Annotated in this window: 14 protein-coding genes; 8 read left to right on the top strand and 6 right to left on the bottom strand. The window is 65.0% G+C overall.

Annotated elements, in window-relative coordinates:
• Positions 1 to 26 precede the first annotated feature (26 nt).
• The 6 genes from BBTA_RS10790 to BBTA_RS10765 all read left to right on the top strand — a co-directional run bounded on the left by BBTA_RS10790 (position 27) and on the right by BBTA_RS10765 (position 5,298).
• Positions 27 to 1,007: a small ribosomal subunit Rsm22 family protein gene (locus BBTA_RS10790; protein WP_012042518.1), complete on the top strand. Its 981-nt coding sequence runs from the start codon at positions 27 to 29 to the stop codon at positions 1,005 to 1,007.
• A 179-nt stretch (positions 1,008 to 1,186) separates the two neighbouring features.
• Complete coding sequence (locus BBTA_RS10785) at positions 1,187 to 1,585, top strand: hypothetical protein (protein ID WP_012042517.1); 399 nt, start codon at positions 1,187 to 1,189, stop codon at positions 1,583 to 1,585.
• A gap of 179 nt (positions 1,586 to 1,764) precedes the next feature.
• Positions 1,765 to 2,322: a LemA family protein gene (locus tag BBTA_RS10780; RefSeq protein WP_012042516.1), complete on the top strand. Its 558-nt coding sequence runs from the start codon at positions 1,765 to 1,767 to the stop codon at positions 2,320 to 2,322.
• Between the two features lie 32 nt (positions 2,323 to 2,354).
• Entirely contained in the window at positions 2,355 to 3,548 is a 1,194-nt protein-coding gene (locus BBTA_RS10775; protein WP_012042515.1) for a M48 family metallopeptidase, read from the top strand.
• 263 nt (positions 3,549 to 3,811) lie between these two features.
• Complete coding sequence (locus tag BBTA_RS10770; RefSeq protein WP_012042514.1) at positions 3,812 to 4,573, top strand: hypothetical protein; 762 nt, start codon at positions 3,812 to 3,814, stop codon at positions 4,571 to 4,573.
• A 56-nt stretch (positions 4,574 to 4,629) separates the two neighbouring features.
• The gene (locus BBTA_RS10765; RefSeq protein WP_012042513.1) at positions 4,630 to 5,298 is read left to right on the top strand and encodes a hypothetical protein; all 669 of its coding nucleotides are present in this window, start codon (positions 4,630 to 4,632) and stop codon (positions 5,296 to 5,298) included.
• Between the two features lie 12 nt (positions 5,299 to 5,310).
• Here the strand turns inward: BBTA_RS10765 and BBTA_RS10760 are convergent, their stop codons facing one another.
• From BBTA_RS10760 to BBTA_RS10750, 3 genes are all read right to left on the bottom strand, one after another.
• Positions 5,311 to 5,850, bottom strand: coding sequence for an adenine phosphoribosyltransferase (locus BBTA_RS10760; protein ID WP_012042512.1), 540 nt, complete (start codon positions 5,848 to 5,850; stop codon positions 5,311 to 5,313).
• Positions 5,851 to 5,985: 135 nt separating this feature from the next.
• Complete coding sequence (locus BBTA_RS10755; protein WP_012042511.1) at positions 5,986 to 8,148, bottom strand: anthranilate synthase component I; 2,163 nt, start codon at positions 8,146 to 8,148, stop codon at positions 5,986 to 5,988.
• Between the two features lie 465 nt (positions 8,149 to 8,613).
• On the bottom strand, positions 8,614 to 10,299 hold the full coding sequence (locus BBTA_RS10750) for a PAS domain-containing methyl-accepting chemotaxis protein (RefSeq protein WP_041750543.1): 1,686 nt from the start codon (positions 10,297 to 10,299) through the stop codon (positions 8,614 to 8,616).
• 326 nt (positions 10,300 to 10,625) lie between these two features.
• Here BBTA_RS10750 and BBTA_RS10745 point away from each other — a divergent pair, with 326 nt between their 5' ends.
• A complete protein-coding gene (locus BBTA_RS10745; protein WP_244424401.1) occupies positions 10,626 to 11,801 on the top strand; it encodes an AraC family transcriptional regulator in 1,176 nt (391 codons plus the stop codon).
• Positions 11,802 to 11,836: 35 nt separating this feature from the next.
• On the opposite strand, the gene BBTA_RS10740 is transcribed toward BBTA_RS10745, so the two are convergent.
• Positions 11,837 to 12,895, bottom strand: coding sequence for a hypothetical protein (locus BBTA_RS10740; RefSeq protein ID WP_012042508.1), 1,059 nt, complete (start codon positions 12,893 to 12,895; stop codon positions 11,837 to 11,839).
• Between the two features lie 397 nt (positions 12,896 to 13,292).
• Here BBTA_RS10740 and BBTA_RS10735 point away from each other — a divergent pair, with 397 nt between their 5' ends.
• Positions 13,293 to 13,469 (top strand): hypothetical protein, encoded by a 177-nt coding sequence (locus BBTA_RS10735; RefSeq protein ID WP_168167850.1) that lies wholly within the window; start codon positions 13,293 to 13,295, stop codon positions 13,467 to 13,469.
• A gap of 70 nt (positions 13,470 to 13,539) precedes the next feature.
• Here BBTA_RS10735 and BBTA_RS10730 read toward each other — a convergent pair whose 3' ends face one another.
• Together BBTA_RS10730 and BBTA_RS10725 are read right to left on the bottom strand one after the other, a co-directional pair.
• The gene (locus BBTA_RS10730) at positions 13,540 to 14,214 is read right to left on the bottom strand and encodes a dienelactone hydrolase family protein (protein ID WP_012042507.1); all 675 of its coding nucleotides are present in this window, start codon (positions 14,212 to 14,214) and stop codon (positions 13,540 to 13,542) included.
• 150 nt (positions 14,215 to 14,364) lie between these two features.
• Entirely contained in the window at positions 14,365 to 14,697 is a 333-nt protein-coding gene (locus tag BBTA_RS10725) for a YnfA family protein (protein ID WP_041750540.1), read from the bottom strand.
• Positions 14,698 to 14,761: the final 64 nt, after the last annotated feature.

Genomic DNA, 14,761 nt, shown 5'->3' with positions numbered 1-14,761 from the left:
CCCGGGATGACGCGTGGAGAGGACCGATGATCTCTCCTGATCTGCCGGCGGCGCTGAAGTCCGCTTTGGAAGCCAGGCTGCACGGACAGTCGCGACGCGACGCCGGAGAGCGCGCCGGCCGCATCTCGGCTTCCTATCGCAGTGGTGGCAATTCCGGGACGATCACGAGCGAGGCCGACGCCATCGCTTATGCCACGGTGCGGATGCCGGCGACCTACGCCGCCGTCGCGGCCAGCCTGAATGCCCTGATGCAGGCAAACCCGGATTTCGCTCCGGCGTCGCTGCTCGATGTCGGCGCCGGACCAGGCACCGCGAGCTTCGCGGCGGCGGAAGCGTTCTCCTCGCTGGCATCGTACAGCGCCATGGATTCCAATCCCGCCTTGCGCTCGCTGGCCATGGCGCTCGCGGACGACGCGACGCGCCTCCGCGGTCTCACCTACGCGCTCGGCCCGGCGCGGACGCTGCTGGACCGTGCTGAGCGCGCCGATATCGTCATCGCCAGCTACATGATCGGTGAGTTGACCGAGATCGAGCGCGCCGCGACGATCGACGCGTTATGGGCACGAACCAACGGCACGCTCCTGATCGTCGAGCCCGGCACGCCCGCCGGCTATCAGCGCATCATCGCGGCGCGCGACCGCCTGATCGCAACGGGAGCCCATGTCGCGGCCCCCTGCCCGCATGCGGCGGCGTGTCCGTTGATCGCGCCGGATTGGTGCCACTTCGTCCAGCGGCTGGCGCGCTCGCGGGCGCATCGCGAGCTGAAAGGCGCTGACGTCCCGTTCGAGGACGAGAAGTTCAGCTTCATCGCCCTGACGCGCCAGCCGGCCTCGCAACGGCCGGGCGCCCGCGTGCTCGCGCAGCCCCTCGTCACCAAGGTCGGTGCGACGGCGAAGCTGTGCCGTGCCGATGGCACCGCGGCCGTCGTCAGCATTCCCCGTCGCGACAAGCCGGCTTTTGCCGCGGCCCGGCGCTGGGACTGGGGCGACGGCGTGACGCCGCCTTAGCCCGAGATCCGCGACCCGACATGGTTAAGATTGCGTGGCGTTGGTCGCTCATTTTGTCGACTTCGCGAAACCCGCGAGAAATCCACGCTTGCTACGGTGGGCTGTAACGGGCGCTGAAGGCGCTGCTCACAAGGGAACGCGTGTCGATGTTCAGGACGATGACGATCGCTGCAATGCTGCTGGTTTCGGCAGGAACCGCCTTCGCCGGCGGCCATGGCGGTGAGTCCTCGGCACCACCGCCGCCGCCGAAGCAGGAGGGTCCGCCGGCCAAGGCGATCATCGGCAAGAACGGCCCGGTCCTGACCGATCCGAAGGGCATGACGCTCTATTATACCGAGCGCGACAACACCGGAAACAAGTCGACCTGCGACGGCGAATGCGCCCAGAAGCGCCCGCCGCTGATCGCGCCCGACAACGCCGTCGCGAGCGGCGATTTCACCATCATCACCCGCAGCGACGGCAAGAAGATGTGGGCCTATCGCTATCGCCCGCTCTACACCTCGCAGCTCGACAGCGCCCCCGGCGACATCAAGGGCACCGATTCCGCCCAGCAATGGCGCGTCGCCCGCCCCTATTGAGCCGACCGGATCAGGTCCGGAGGACCCCGGAGCGTCGGGCGACCACCGAACGGACGGCCTGGCCCGACCCGGCTTGAACGGTCGCGCACCCTGCTGCGACCAATGCACGCCGGTCCGCCTGAGGACCGACGGCGCCGCCGCCTGGCGGCCGCCTTGCCCTTCCGCCTTCGGAGCCCTTCATGTCCGGCTGGATCATTCTCGGCATCCTTGTCGTTCTCGTGCTGTTCGCTTTCAGCGCCTACAACCGTCTGGTGGCGCTCAGCCAGCGTGTCAGCCAGGCCTTTGCCGACATCGACGTCCAGCTCAAGCAGCGGCACGATTTGATTCCGAACCTGGTCGAGACGGTGAAAGGTTACGCCTCGCATGAGCGGGGAACCCTGGACGAGGTGATCAAGGCCCGGAATGCGGCCATCTCGGCGCAAGGCCCGGCCCAGGTCTCTGCCGCCGAAGGCCAGCTGTCCGGCGCTCTCGGCCGCCTGATTGCGCTCTCGGAGGCGTATCCGGACCTCAAGGCCAATGCCAATTTCCAGCAGCTCGCCGGCGAGCTGTCCGACATCGAGAACAAGATCGCCGCCAGCCGCCGGTTCTTCAACAATGCGGTGTCGGAATATAATACCGGGATCCAGCAGATGCCGGCGGCGCTGTTCGCCGGCACCTTCGGCTTCACCCGCAAGGAATTCTTCGACCTCGGCGCCAGCCGGACGGAGCTCGAAGCCGCGCCGAGCGTGAAGTTCTGAGCCAGCGCCTTCGCGCCTGAAAGGCCGATGTCATGGCTGCCTACGGTCTCTACACCCATATCGCATCGAACAAGACCCGTTCGGTGCTGCTGCTCGGCGGCCTGTTCCTGCTGATCTATGTGCTGGTGTTCGCCGGCGCGCTGATCGCGGAGGTGATGATCAACGGCAATGGCAGCGTCGCCGATTACATGAACGCCGCCACGCGCGACCTGGTCAAGGCGCTGCCCTGGGCCACGCTCGGTGCGGCCGCCTGGATCGTGATCGCCTATTTTTTCCACCAGAAGATGATCGATGCAGTGACGGGGGGCCACGCCGTGACCCGCCAGGAGCAGCCGCGGCTGTACAATCTGCTCGAAAATCTCTGCATCTCGCGCGGCATCACCATGCCGCAGCTGAAGATCATGGAAAGCCCGGCGCTGAACGCCTTCGCCACCGGCCTGAACCCACGGCAATATGCGGTCACGGTCACGACCGGCCTGCTGGCGGCGTTGGACGACCAGGAGATCGAGGCGGTGCTGGGTCACGAGCTGACCCATATCCGCAACGGCGACGTTCAGCTGATGGTGGTGGCGGTGATCATCGCCGGCGTGGTCGGTTTCTTCGGCGAATTGTTCTTCCGCCTGTTCACCAATATGAGCTGGGGCGGCGGCTGGGGCCGCTCCTCCTCGTCCTCCTCCTCGTCATCGTCCGATTCCGATCGCAAGGGCTCCGGCGGGGGTGCGATCATCGTGGTGATCGTAGCCGTCGTCTTGATCGTGCTGGCCTGGCTGCTGTCCCAGGTCGTCAAGCTGGCCCTGTCGCGTACCCGCGAATATCTCGCCGACGCCGGCGCGGTCGAGCTCACCAAGAACCCCGACGCCATGATCAGCGCACTGCGCAAGATCGAAGGCCGCGGCGAGCTGCCCGGCGCAACCTCCGCGGTCATGGAATTGTGCGTCGACAATCCCCGCGAGGGGTTTTCCGATCTGTTCGCCACGCACCCTTCGGTCGATGCCCGGGTCCAGGCGCTGATCAAATTCGCCGGCGGCCATGATCCGGGCCCGCTGGCGCTGCCGTCCGAGGCCGCCGAGGGGGACGCTGCCCCGACGGACGAGAATGCTCCGCCTCCGCTGCCCCCATCAGGCCCCTGGAGCGATGCGGGCCAATCGAACGCCTCTCCCGCGCCAGCAGACGCCCCTCAGGGTCCCTGGACCACGCCGGCCTCCGGCCCCTGGGGCAGACATTGACCCGGCGGACCGAGGCAGGGTTCGCGCACTGATCGCGCACAGCGTGCGGCTGTTCTGCCACTCCCTCTCAAGTGTGTCCGAGCCGGAGCGCGATTTCGGCCGGAATGCTTCCGATTACGTCGGTCTGTTGCAGCAAAAGCGCAAAATTCGCCGCTCCCGTGCTGCAATGAATTTGAATTCTTCAGCGTTTCTGCCATGTTCGCGCCCAAAGCAGAATGCAATGCGCCGGCCCGCTGGCCGGCCTCAAGGCTGAAGGACTTTCCATGGCGAAACCGGCAGTGGTTGTGGTGGGCGCGGACAAGGGTGGGGTCGGCAAGACCACGGTGTCGCGGACGTTGCTCGATTATTTCAGCGCCAACAACGTGCCCACCCGGGCGTTCGACACCGAGCATCCGCGCGGCACCCTGAAGCGCTTCCACCCGGAAATCACCGAGATCGTCGACATGAATTCGACGCCGGACCAGATGAAGATTTTTGACACGCTGAGCGCGGTAGCGCCCTCGGTGACCGTGATCGACGTCCGCGCCGGCCTGATGTCGCCGACGCTCGCGGCGCTGCGCGATATCGGCTTTCTCGACGCTGCCCGCTCCGGCCAGATCACCTTCGCGGTGTTCCACATCCTGGGCTCGTCGATCGCCTCGCTGGACGAAATCGCCGAGACGGCGAGCTACATGATCGGCGCGAAATATTTCCTGGTGAAGAACTTCATCAACAACACCAGCTTCTTCGAGTGGGACCAGTCGACCTATAATTCCTACTTCCACCGCATCAAGGACGCGACCGAGCTGACCATTCCCAAGCTCAACGAGATGGCATTCGAGCAGGTCGAGGTCGCCTCGGTGCCGTTCCTCAAATTCGTCGCCAACAAGGGCCCCCGTGACGAGGCCGCCAACTACTCCTTCGTGCTGCGCGGCTATGTCCGGCATTGGCTCGCCAACGTCTGGAGCGAGTACGATCGCATCAAGCTGACCGACATCGTCGGATCGACGAAGGCGGCGACGCCGCGGCCGGCCGGGGAAAAATAGCGTTTCCGTGAATGATGGGACTTTATCGCAAGCGCATTTGACCTGATATAGGTCTGATGCCCGCGACGCCCGTCTACATCGTCTGCTCGCCCCGGCCGCAGTCCGGGAAGACGCTGCTCGCGCGGGTGCTGAGCGAGTTCCTGCTGCTCAAGGACGGGCAGGTTCTCGCCTTCGACGTCACGCTGCGCGAGCCGTCGCTGCTCGACTTTCTGCCCCAGGTCACCGAAACCGCGACGATCGAGGACACCTACGGCAAGATCCAGCTGATGGATCGCGTGATCCTCAACGATGGCATCGCCAAGGTGATCGACCTCGGCTACTACTCGTTCGAAGAGTTCTTCAAAATGTCCGAGGAGATCGGCTTTTTGAAGGAGGCCGCGCGACGGGGCGTGGTCCCGGTCGTGCTGTACTGCGCCGAGGGCGACCGGGTCTCGATGCGCGCCTATGACGCCCTCCGGCGCCAGATCCCGCGGCCCCAGCTCATCGTGGTCGAGAACGACCATGTGCTGCGCGAGGACCTTCCGGACCTGTACAGCCGCGGCAAGCATCTGCGCATCGGCGCGCTGCCCGCCTTCCTGCGGACCTATATCGAGCGCTTCTCGTTCTCCTTCACCGGCTATCTACGCCAGGAAAAGGACCCTTCCACCGAGCTCTACCAATGGATCCGGCGCAATTACTATGCGTTGCGCGAGATCGAGATGGAGGTCCTGATGCAGCGGTCCTGAGGCCGGCTGTCCTCAATGGCCCTCGAATGCGATCAGCGCACGCACGGGAACGTCTAGCGCGCGCAACTTGGCCGCGCCGCCCAGATCCGGCAGGTCGATGATGAAGCAGGCCGCCACCACAGTGGCGCCGATCTGCCGCAGCAGCTTCACCGCGCCCTCCGCCGTGCCGCCGGTGGCGATGAGGTCGTCGACCAGGATCACCCGCTCGCCGGGCTGCACCGCGTCGACATGCATCTCCATCTCGTCGGTGCCGTATTCCAGCGCATAGGACATGCTGACCGTCTTGTGCGGCAGCTTGCCCTTCTTGCGGATCGGCACGAATCCGGCCGAAAGCTGATGCGCCACCGCACCGCCGAGGATGAAGCCGCGCGCCTCGATGCCCGCGACCTTGTCGATTTTCGACCCGGCCCAGGGATGCACCAGTTCGTCGACCGCGCGGCGGAATGCGCGCGCATCCGCCAGCAGCGTTGTGATGTCCCGGAACAGGATGCCGGGCTTGGGATAGTCCGGAATGGTGCGGACCGTGTTCTTGATGTCCAGATCGAACGTCATCGCGCTCTCGTTGCCTTGTTTGGCCGTGACCGCGAGGAATTCGTCATTGCGAGCGAAGCGAAGCAATCCAGGGGCGAAAAAACAAGTCTGGATCGCTTCGTCGCTCACGCTCCTCACGATGACGGTGACCACGTTTCATCCCGGCTGATTGAGCCGGAACGCATTCTCCACGATCCTCAACCCCACGGCATCGCCGAGCGACATCAGCGATTCCGGGTGGAACTGCACGCCCCCGACCGGCAGCGTCTTGTGCTCGATCGCCATCGCGACGCCATCCTCGGTCGCCGCCGTGACGGTCAAGACCTCGGGCATGCTGTCGCGCTCGACGAACAAGGAATGGTAGCGGCCGATGACGATCTCGTTCGGCAGTCCCTGCATCAGCCGGCCGCCGCGCACCTGGACGCGCGAGGGCCTGCCATGCGCCGGCTGGGCCAGCTGGCCGAGCTGGCCGCCAAAATACTCGCCCATCGCCTGCACGCCCAGACATACGCCGAAAATCGGCAGCTTCCTGGCGAGCGCGGCATCGATCGTCGTCGAGATCTTGAAATCCTCCGGACGACCCGGGCCCGGCGACAGCACGATCAGATCCCAGCTGCGCTCGGCCAGCATCTTCAAGGCATGGACGTAACGCACCACGGTGACGTTGGCGCCGACCTGGCGGAAATAATCGGCCAGCATGTGCACGAAGGAATCGTCGTGGTCGATCAGCAGCACGTTCTTGCCGGAGCCGGTCGCATCCGGCGCGGTCGAGGACAGCGGCTTCGGCGGATCGCCGCGCAGCGCCTGGAACAACGCCGCCGCCTTGACCTGGCACTCGCGATCCTCCGCCGCGGGATCGGAATCGAACAGGCAGGTGGCGCCGACGCGGACCTCGGCGAGCCCATCCTTCATGCGGATGGTACGGATGGTCAGGCCGGTGTTGATCGAGCCGTCGAAATTCACCGCGCCGATGGCGCCGGCATACCAGCGCCGCGGCGAGCGCTCATTGTCCTCGACGAACTGCATGGCCCACAACTTCGGCGCGCCGGTCACCGTCACCGCCCAGGCGTGCGTCAGGAACGCGTCGAGCGCGTCGAAGCCCGGCCGCAGCATGCCCTCGACGTGATCCACCGTGTGGAACAGCTTCGAATAGGTCTCGATCTGCCGGCGCGCCAGCACCTTGATGGTGCCGGGCACGCAGATGCGCGCCTTGTCGTTGCGGTCGACATCGGTGCACATGTTGAGCTCGAACTCGTCCTTCTCCGAGTTCAGGAGCTGGCGGATCTGCTCGGCGTCGCCGATGGCGTCGCGGCCGCGGGCGATGGTGCCGGAGATCGGGCAGGTCTCGACGCGGCGGCCGTCTGAGCGCACGAACATCTCCGGCGAGGCCGAGACGAGGAATTCGCCGTCGCCGAGATTCATCAGCGCGCCATAGGGCGACGGGTTGATGCGACACAGCCGCTGGAACACTTCCGCCGGCGAGCGCTCGCAGGGTTCGGCGAACAGCTGGCCGGGCACCGCCTCGAACAGGTCGCCGCGGGCGAACGCCGCGCGCGCCTTCTCCACCGTGGCCTGGTACTCGCCGGGGGCGTGATCGGCAAAACCCTGGCGCGGCTCCTTCAGATAGAGGCTGGCATCGGTGTCGCGTGGCAGGCCCGCCGTGGACTGGCCATTCCAGGCAAAATCGTAGGACAGAACGACGCCGCGGCCGGTGGCGCGATCATAGGCCAGCAGGCGATCCGGCACATACAGCACGATGTCGCGCTGGTCCTTCTCGCGCGGCCGTTTCTGGACGAGATCTTCGATCTGGAACACGAGGTCGTAGGCGAAGGCGCCGAACAAACCGAGCAGCGGATCGTCATTGGCGGACAGCGTCGCGATCATGGCCCGCACCAGCGACATCACGCTGGCGCGCCTTGTGCGCTGGTCCTCCTCGACCGGGGCCGGGCCCCGGACGATGTGGCCGGCGAGCCGCGCGGGCGAAGCCGCGGTGATGACCACGCAGGGCTCGCGCAGGGTGTCCTTGAGGAAGGCGACCAGGACCTCGCCGCGGCGGTTCAGCGCCTGCAGGGTGAAATCGGTCCCCCTGGTCTCCAGCACCAACGGCGGATCGGCGAAACCAAGATCGAAACTCTCATAGCGGCCGGGCACGGTGGTGCCGGAGGACAGCACCACGCCGCGGCGGCGGTCGAGCAGGTCGATCAGATCGTCGAGCCGGCTGGCGCCGCCGGAAAACTGCTCGACGGCGCGCGTGATCGCGAGCCCGCCAGAGGTGCGGTAGTCACTGCGGGCCGGAAGGGCGAAAACGGTCCTGTTCATGGGTCCTCTCGGGGCTTCTCTTACGAAACTTGCCGAGGAAACGCCACACAGGACCAACCAGAAGCCGCCGCTGCGTGGCGGCCCCTCTGCGATCGAATGTCAGACAAATCGCACCGGCCACCTTTTACAAGGTGCGCCACCAGAGACGGGCTGGGCGGACAAGGGTGCTCATACGACGGAAATGACCACGCGAGACGCCTGCGGTCAAGGGCGGCGGGGCCACAGTCCGGGCTGGCTCCAGTGGCAAACCTTGCACGGGCATTGCTCCGCCTCGACCTCCGAGCACCGCGAGGGCCGGCCCGACTGCAACCCTCCCCTGGAGGGGGAGGGTGGACAGCATGCCCGCATGTCGCACAGGTGCCACAGCCGGGACTGGCGGCAGCGCGCGCCAATTGTTGCAGCTCGTCCCTTCGGCTTTCCAGCAGCGCGCGAAGCGCCGCTCCGCAGCCCATCCGCCGTGGGCGGCTAGGCCGTAGCCCTGGCGGCCAAGGCCTGCGCCTCTGCCGCGGCGCGGGCCATGCTGGACGACATCTCGTTCGTCACCGTGCTCTGCTCCTCGACCGCGGCCGCGGTCGAGGTGACGTATTCGCTGACATTGGTGATCGCCTGTTTGATGGAGCCGAGCGCCGTCACGACGTCTCCGGAGATGCCGTTGAGGTTCTCAATTTCCTGGGCGATCTTGTCGGTCGCCTGCTTGGCCTGGTTGGCGAGGCTCTTGACCTCGGATGCGACCACGGCGAACCCCCGTCCGGCTTCGCCGGCGCGCGCGGATTCGATGGTGGCATTCAGTGCGAGCAAGTTGATCTGCCCGGTGATGTTGTTGATCATCTCGACGATGCCGCTCATGGCCTGGGCTGCGTCCGACAGGCGCTGGGCCTGACCGTCTGCGGCAGTCACCTGCCCCACGGCCCCGATCGCCGTCTCGCGCGACTTGGTCATCGCTTCGGAAATCTCGCGTACCGACGCGTTCAGCTCCTCCGAGCCCGCGGCAACGGATTCCATCATCGCGCGAACGCGCTCGTTGCCGATCCTGATCAGCACCTGGCGGGTGACGTCGGTGGCATATTTCACCACCTTGAACGGCTTGCCGTTGAGGTCGAGGATCGGATTATAGGACGCCTGGATATAGACCTCCTTGCCGCCCTTCCCAATTCGCTTGTATTCGGCCGCCTGATATTGCCCTCGATTGAGAGCCGCCCAGAACTCGCGATAGGCGGCGCTGTCGCGCTCCGCTGCCTCGACGAACATGCTGTGCTGCTTGCCGCTGATTTCGGCCAAGGTGTAGCCAAGCGCGCGCAGAAAATTGTCGTTCGCCGTGATGATCGTGCCATCCATGTTGAATTCGATTACGGCTTGCGACTTGCCGATGGCGTCGATCTGGCCGGCCAGATCTGCGTTCTTCAGCTTCTGCGCGGTCACGTCCGTTGCAAATTTGACGACGCCGAACGGTTTGCCGGTTGTATCGAGGACGGGATTGTAAGTGGCGAGAATCCAGACCTCCTTGCCGCCCTTGCCAATGCGCTTGTACTCGCCGCTCTGATATTCGCCGCGATTGAGAGCCGCCCAGAACGCGCGATACGCCGCGCTGTCGCGTTGCGATGCCTCGATGAACATGCTGTGGTGCCGACCCTGCATCTCATCGAGCCGATAGCCCAGCACGTCGCAGAAATTCTGGTTGGCCGTCACGATCGTCCCGTCGAGCGTGAACTCGATCACCGCCTGGGCGCGATTGATCGCGGCGATCTTGGACGAATCCGCCATGCTGCGTAGCTTCTTCGCCGTGATGTCGGTCGAGAATTTCACCACCTTGATCGGCTTCTTGCTGCCGTCGAGAATGGGATTGTAGGACGCCTCGATCCAGACCTCACGTCCCCCCTTGGCGATCCGCTTGAACTCACCGGCCTGGAATTCGCCGGAGTTGAGAGACGCCCAGAACTCACGATAGGCGGCGTTGTCCCGTTCGTCCGGCGCGACGAACATGCTATGATGTTTGCCTTGGATCTCCTCGAGCCGATATCCAAGCGTATCGAGGAAGTTCTGGTTCGCGGTGATGATGCTGCCGTCCATGTTGAATTCGATCATCGCCTGGGAGCGGCTGATCGCATCGATCATCGCCTGCGCGTCACCCTTCGTCGTCCTGCGGCCGAACATTGTCTTCACTCCGTCCTCCGGCGCAGCCACCGCGGCTGCGATATCCGGACTTGCAAAGCTCTGGGATCATGGATGCCACCACAGCGTGCCTCCACCTCAGAACAGCCGGAACCTATTTGATTCAATTTATAGAAGTATTTGTCCGATCGCCGACAGAATGGCCGATTTCTGCCAGCGCCATTAACTTCACTGACATATTCGCATCGCGCGCACCGCCGGTTGTGCACGCGGACGGTACAAACATCCGGCGCGGCCGGCCGCCAGCGTTGCACGCAGTCGTGTAGCTGCTGGATCCTCCGCGTACGAAGCGGTCCGTGAAACTACGGATGGAAGCCCGATCTTCTGCTGACCTTGCGTCACGCTGGCTCGTTGACGAGGAACAAGAACGACCGGATTATGCACGGCGATGTGCTTACGCAGCGCCGCCGATTCGCACCGACCTTGATCGCGGCGCCCGTGAAGGAAGCAAACTGGGCGGGGGCCGATTGCGCGACATCTCCTATCTCGATCGTTATCCGTTGTTTCGATCGCGAGATCGCGAGTTCGCGCGCGATCGTATGATGGGCATCTACGGCGTCGATCGCTTCGACAGTCACGATGACGAGTTCGGCATTGCGGCCAACCTCGCGTCCCTGAGCGCCACAGGGCTGGCGTTCTGCGCCTATGACGGCGCCGCGTCGGTGTCATTTCCGGAATCGACGATCATCAGGCAGTTCTTTTCGATCCGGGGGACAGCGGCCTATCGGACAGCTGCATCAAGCCACCCGATTGCCGCGTGGAGTCCGATCGTCTCCGGTCGTTCGAGGCTGGATCTTAAGTTTCCCGCGGGATACCGCCAGCTGGTGCTGAGGGTCGAGACCGCTCCCCTGCAAGGCCTGTTGAGAGCCATCGTTGGCGATGGCAGCGATCGAGACTTGGTCTTCGAGGAGGACAGTCCGGATCCGGCTGTCATGGCCTTCGTTCGGCAGGACGTTTTCAAGGCTGCCGACGAGTTGCAGAAGTTCGGGCAGAACTACTCCCCCCTCGCGATCGCAGAGCTCGAGCGCAGCTTGATGACCCGGCTGCTCCTGGCCCATCGACACAACTTCAGCGATCGGCTGCACATCGTCCCGCGGCGCCTCAACCGCAGCATTGTCGATCTCGTCGAGTCGTATATCGAGGCTCATTGGAACGAGCCGCTCGACATGGAGAAGATCGCCCGCATCACCAGTGTCAGCGCCAGATCGATCTTTCGGGAGTTTTCGGAAACCGGACGTGGATCACCCGGCCAGTTCGCCAAGCGCGTGCGACTGCGGCGCGCGTCGGAACTTCTCGGAAAGCCCGATGCAAGAACGAGCGTGGTATCCGTCGCCTTCAAATGCGGCTTTGGCAACCTGGGTCGGTTTGCCTCGGATTATCGCCGGGAGATGGGGGAGTTGCCGTCTGAGACCCTGCGAAAAGCACGGCAGAGGCTTGGACATCCGGCCGCGGATCGTCCCGATGCAGACTCCACGCGGCTCTAACGGGGCGGACGCATTCGGCGCGGTCTGTTCGCGAGCTAAGCCTGCTCTGTCGGCCTCACCAGCCCGAGTTCAGCAAACTTCAGCTCCGTCGCGATGACCGCATTCTCGTACACTTCGCCGCGCTCGACGAAGTAGTTGAAATAGCCGGCCGGCGTTTCCGGCTGGATCTCGACCAGATCAACGCGCTTGTATTTGGGATCGGTGATGACGCCCGCCGCGATCAGGTCGTTGATGCGCTTGAGCGCATCGACCTCCGCCTTGTAGCCGACCGAGAACCACATCTCGGTGGTCCAGTCCTGCACCTCGAACCAGTTCTGCGGCGTCTCGCCCCGCCAGCCATTGGCGAGCGGGCGCACGGCGAAAACGCGATCGAAGCCGTGCAGCTCGGAGATGATGCTGGCGCGGTGATAGGCGCCATCCATCTGTCCCTGGGGCAGCCTGGTGAAGCCGTACAGCGACAGCCACAGCGCGGCCTTGATCGCCTCCGGCGTGATCGGATGGAGGGCGCGTTCGGCCGCGACATCGGAGGCGTAGCGCAGGTCACGCTTGGCCGCGGACTGCCGCGCCTGCGCCGCGTGGGTGTTGGCAATCGCCTTCTCGGAGGGCAGCAGCGCGCGCGCGGCGTCGTTGCCGTAGAGGAGTCCGGTGCCGGACTCGGGATCGTAGGTGTTGAATACGACGCCGATCGACGTCCCGTTCAAGGTCGCGGCGGCCTGCGCGAAGTCGGCCTCGCTGCGCACCGGAACATATTGCTGCGCCGGCAGCAGCCGGTCGGCGAGGACGTTGAACGGGCCGTCGCGCCAATCCGGCCAGGCCACAAAACGCGCCAGCGCCTCGGCATAGGCCGGACGGAACACACCGGGATAGCCGAACATCAAGGTGCGCAGCTGCGACGTCTGATCGCGGAGGCGATCCGCGGAGATCAGCTGCTGGCGCAGATCGAGGCCCTGCAGCCAGGCCGACAGCACCAGGATCTGGCCCGAGGTCGCCGTGACCAGATCCGGCGCGACGCCCCAGGCCCGGGCGGTGTCGAGGAAGCCGGCGCCATGGGCGTTCAGGCCGCCCAGCCCGGCGAGCGCAAAGGCCACACGCACGTCTCTCTCCGTCAGCAGAAGGACAGAAAACACTACCTCAGATTGTTTCGGCTGCGCAACGGAGACGACGCGATTGCGCTCATTGAACGAACAAGCCCCATTCCGGGCGACCATGATCGGCGCTCAGCCGGCGTCGAATCAATGGTGATTCGCGGGCATAGGGCCGTGTCCGACGGCGCGAAAGCTGCAGCCAAGGGGTGTGACGAACCTCACAACCTCATGTTGCGCGCGTGCAGCGAGCATTAATTACCCACTCTTGGTTGCCGTGACCCGAAAAAGTTACATAACTTGACCGGGCCCGGGGGCAGCACCGTTGTTTCCCTGCAATAGTATGGCAATGATTGGTTAACCATATTGAATTACCTTGGTTAACATGGCCCGCGGCAAACAGCCTTCAGTGTCGCATGCGCTCCCGAAGCAGCAGACGCTGCTCGATTGCTTCCTCGAAGCGCAGGCGAAGCGGACGAAGCGTCGGCGGCGCTCCGTCGACGGGCCGACCATCGCTGACCCGCTCGATCCGGCCGACACCGCGCCGGCGGCCGACGAGGCCGAGCCGTCGTCGACCGAGATCTAGACCGCCCGCGCGGTCTGAGCCGCGCGGCGCGATCGTTTCCGATGGGCGGGGCCCACCGCGTTCAGCTTACTTACCCGAGATGCTTGTGGAAGAACGCCGTGGCGCGGCCCCAGGCAAGCTCGGCGGCGGCGCGATCATGCACGGTCATGCGCTGCTCGTTCACGAAGGCATGCTCCGCATCGTAGCGGTAGAGCTCGAGCGACTTGCCGGCCGCCTTCATCGCCGCCTCGAAGCCATCGACCAGCGCCGGCGTGCACCAATCGTCCTTGTTGGCGAAATGCGCCTGCAGCGGGATCTTGACGTCGGCGGGCTTGGCCGCCTGCTCCGGCGGAATGCCGTAGAACACGACGCCGGCCGTGAGCTCATCGATCCTGGTCGCACCGATGATCGTCACCGCGCCGCCGAGGCAGAAGCCGGTCAGGCCGACCTTGGCACCATTGCGGGCCAGATATTGCGCTGCGCCGCGCACGGTCTGCGTGGTCGCATCCATGAAATCGAGCGAGTTCATCTCGCGCCCGGCCGCGTCCGTGTCGTGATACGGCACCACCGTGCCCTTGTAGAGATCGGGCGCCAGCGCGTTGAAGCCGGCCAGCGCAAAGCGGTCGCACATCCCCTTGATCTGGTCCTGCAGGCCCCACCATTCCTGGATGACGACGACGCCCGGCGCATCGGCCTGCGCGGCCTTGGCCAGATAGCCCTTGGCCTCCTGGCCGTCGGGGCGCTTGAAACTGATCAGTGTGCCCATGTGATCCTCCGCATTTTCTGTTGGGGTGTTGGGGATGCGGTTTACCGCAAATATGTGTCGCGCGCGACTGCAGCCGATCGGCTTCGCCGGAACGTGAGCATGTCGAGAGCCGGATAAGTGCGGCGACATCCGGGGCGCGACATCGGCACGCTACGCCGGCATCGCGCGCGGGGCGAACAGGATGACGGCCATGCCGATCAGGCAGATGACCGCACCGGTGACGTCCCAGCCATCCGGGCGATGGCCCTCGACCAGCCAGCCCCACAGCAGCGCCGCGGTGATGTAGATGCCGCCATAGGCGGCATAGGCGCGGCCGGCGAGCGGGCTCTCGGCGATGGTGAGCAGCGCGGCGAAGCCGGCGAGCGCGGCCATTCCGGGCAGCAGCCACAGCACCGACTGGCCGAGCCGCAACCACGCCCAGAACGCAAAGCAGCCGGCGATCTCGAGCACTGCCGCACCTGCAAAGGCCAGCCATGATGTCATGCGTCCCTCCTCTGCCAGATCGCGCAATTGGCGGCGACGAGCCGACTGCCAAAACAAAAAAGCC

Origin of the sequence: Bradyrhizobium sp. BTAi1, assembly GCF_000015165.1 — a bacterium.
In the GTDB taxonomy this organism is placed as follows: Bacteria; Pseudomonadota; Alphaproteobacteria; order Rhizobiales; family Xanthobacteraceae; genus Bradyrhizobium; species Bradyrhizobium denitrificans.
The sequence above is the reverse complement of the archived record's forward strand: the minus strand, read 5'-3'. Positions and strand labels throughout refer to the sequence as shown.